The sequence below is a fragment of the Nodosilinea sp. LEGE 07088 genome, assembly GCF_015207395.1.
Lineage (GTDB): Bacteria > Cyanobacteriota > Cyanobacteriia > Phormidesmidales > Phormidesmidaceae > Nodosilinea.
On the sequence record NZ_JADEWX010000317.1, the window covers coordinates 1 to 3,214 of the forward strand.

The following is a 3,214-nucleotide window of genomic DNA, read 5'->3' on the forward strand; positions in this document are numbered from 1 at the left end:
GGTTTAGGGTTTGAGGGGGAGGCGGGGCATACAGTAAGCGATTTGCGGGAGGAAGGAGAAACGGTTTACAACCGCTCACCGCTCACCGCTTCCCGTTCACCGTTTCCCGCTCACCGCTCACCGCTCAACACCCTCGCCACCTCCTTAGCGAAGTAGGTCAAAATCACGTCCGCTCCGGCGCGTTTGATGCTGGTCAGGGTTTCAAGCATGACGGTCTGCTCATCGATCCAGCCCTGGGCGGCGGCGGCTTTGACCATGGCGTATTCGCCGCTGACGTTATAGGCGGCAACGGGCAGATTGGTGTACTGCTTGATGCGGTGAATGATGTCCAGGTAGGCGAGGGCGGGTTTGACCATGACAATGTCGGCCCCTTCGGCAATGTCGAGATCAACTTCCTTTAGGGCTTCGGCGGCGTTGGCGGGGTCCATTTGGTAGGTCTTTTTGTCGCCAAACTTGGGAGCGCTTTCTAAAGCGTCGCGGAAGGGGCCGTAGTAGGCAGAGGCGTACTTGGCCGAGTAGGCGAGAATGCCGACGTTGATCCAGCCTTCGGCATCGAGAGCTTGGCGGATGGCCCCAATCCGGCCGTCCATCATGTCGGAGGGGGCAACCATGTCGGCTCCGGCTTCGGCGTGGGCCAGGGCTTGCTTGACCAGCACCGCCACGGTTTCGTCATTGAGAATTTCGCCGTCTTCCACAATGCCGTCGTGGCCCATGCTGCTGTAGGGGTCAAGGGCGACATCGGTAATTACCAGCAGCTGAGGGAAGGCCTGCTTGATGGCGCGTACAGCTTGGGGAATCAGCCCGGTGGGATTGTAGCTTTCGGTGCCCGCATTGTCTTTTTGGGCGTCGGGGATGAGGGGAAAGAGGGCGATCGCGCCAATTCCCAGCCCTACTACCTCCCGAATCTCTTCTAGCAGCAGATCTAGCGAATAGCGATAGCAGCCCGGCATGGAAGGCACTTCCTGCCGCTGACCTCTCCCCTCCATCACAAACATGGGGTAGATCAGGTCAGCGACCGTGAGCACCGTTTCGCGCACCATGCGCCGTAGCCCCTCGGTGCGGCGTAGGCGGCGGGGACGATGCGCCAGGGGCAGCACCGCAGATGAGGCTGGCGAGGGCTGGACAACTAAATCACCTGCGATTGCAGCCGCTTCAGAGGGGGAGGGAGACAGAACCATGGCAATGCAATATGATAATGATTATCATTCCAATGCATCCTACCCTATCTTGCTGTGGATCGCGACCATGAGTTTGAAAAAAGAGGCTGAAAATTTTGTTGAAGCCGCCTCAGGGGGGCCGCCAAAACCGCGCTTAACCGCAGGGCAGCAGTCGGTATTAGAGGCTCTGCAACGTCAGCCCCAGCCGTTGTCGGCCCAGGCGCTTTATGGCGTGATGCGCCGCCAGCAGCCCATCGGTTTAGCGACCATCTACCGCGCCTTAGATGCGCTGAAGCTGCTGGGGCTGGTGCAGCACCGGGTGACGCTGACGGGGGAAACGCTGTATAGCGCTGTATAGCATGATCACCATTACCTCACCTGCTTGCAGTGCGGCGTCTCAGTGCCCGTCGAGACCTGCCCGGCAAAGGCACTAGAGGCGCAGCTGCAAGAAACCAGGTCGTTTCGGATTTACTACCACACGCTGGAATTTTTTGGCGTCTGTGGGAGTTGTGAGACATGAGGGCAGGGCTAGACGCCAGGACCATGAGCCCAGGCAGACCTCTGGCTCCCCTCAGCGAATGGCGCATTAGATTCTCCGGTGATGCCTGTGCTCAGTTTGTCCACCCTGGCTTTGGCCTAGCTGGGTCTACTCCCAGGGCATGAAGCGATCGCGCCAAACCTCCTGCGGTAAGGGAACACTCCCCAGAGCCTGCTGCCATGCAGGCTCTGTTTTGTTTTGGACCTTCACCCTTAACCTGCATTATTCATGAGATGGCTGAAAGGCATGTCATTCCCGGGGCCACGGGAATGACAGCCACCCGCTCCCGGTTTTGTGAATGATCCGGGTTAAGTCAGGGGCAACCCTTAAGTTTGAATTAAGAACCCGTCGGCCTTGGGGTTTTCACAGTATCAAGGGGATATTGCTAATAACATTTTTTTTCATTAGTAGTTTTCGTTTAGCCCCTGGCCTAAACCGAGCGTTACACGCCCCCCCCCCAGACGCAGCACTCCCTGCCCGTGCCCAGAATCTAGATTAGCTCAGCCTAATACAGGCAGCTAGGATTCGTTGAGCGAACAAGATTGTAGCCCGATCCAAGCCACTTAATTAATTATCCAAGCCACTCAATTAAAAGATCGCCTTCTAGTGATCGAGTGATGCTATTTTTCCCAGATAAATGAGAAATATTCCTGATAAAGTGCTTCTCTTATCCGTGACACTGGAGCCCCTATGGACCTCAACCCGCTCAACACCGCCGCCCCACCCGCGACAGGGGAGACCGAGCCCCTAGACATTACCTTCGTAGGAGGCACCGCTGATTTAAGCGATCCCCCTGTCCCAGATAGCGATTTTACGCAGTCCCCCAATTTTGGGGAGACGCTATTGCCCCTGACGATGATGACCATCGGCGATCTCGTCTGGATCGTCAACATCAAGGGGGGCCACCGTATGATACGTCGCCTCACCGATCTGGGCCTCACCCAGGGCAGCGAGATCACCATCGTCAGCCGCATCGAAAGCGGCTCTATGATCATCGGCTTTCAGGGCTGCCGCATTGGCTTGGGCGCAGGTATAGCCCATCGAATTTTGGTAACGACAATGCCACGGGAGATATCGCCAACAGCGACCCAGCGGCCAGCACAGCCTGTAAATGGAGATTTGACGATGCCAGAACCCCTGCAACTAGGTGCCCTGGCGGTAGGCCAATCCGGCCATATCGTCGGCTACGAAAACGCGCATAGCGCCTATCGCGAGAAGTTGCTGTCGATGGGCCTCACCCCCGGCACCCATTTCACGGTCACCCGCCAAGCACCCATGGGCGACCCGATCGAAATTGAAGTGCGAGGCTACAAACTCAGCCTGAGAAAAGGTGAGGCAGCGGCGCTGAAGGTTGAGGGGAGTTAGGTGTCAGGTACCGGGTGTTAGGTGTCAGGTACCGGGTGTCAGGTGTCAGGTGCTAGGGACACCCAAAACCCAAGACCCAAGACCCAAAACCCAAAACCCAAGACCCAAGACCCAAAACCCAAAACCCAAAACCCGATACCTATCTACCCACCCC

Annotated in this window: 2 protein-coding genes and 1 pseudogene; 2 read left to right on the forward strand and 1 reads right to left on the reverse strand. The window is 57.2% G+C overall.

The window, feature by feature from the left end:
- Positions 1-110: 110 nt before the first annotated feature.
- Entirely contained in the window at positions 111-1,178 is a 1,068-nt protein-coding gene (gene hemB / locus IQ254_RS30425) for a porphobilinogen synthase (RefSeq protein ID WP_193969875.1), read from the reverse strand.
- Between the two features lie 67 nt (positions 1,179-1,245).
- On the opposite strand from hemB, the pseudogene IQ254_RS34130 reads away from it, so the two are divergent.
- Positions 1,246-1,677, forward strand: a pseudogene (locus IQ254_RS34130) (Fur family transcriptional regulator).
- 708 nt (positions 1,678-2,385) lie between these two features.
- A complete protein-coding gene (locus IQ254_RS30435; protein ID WP_193969876.1) occupies positions 2,386-3,060 on the forward strand; it encodes a ferrous iron transport protein A in 675 nt (224 codons plus the stop codon).
- Positions 3,061-3,214: the final 154 nt, after the last annotated feature.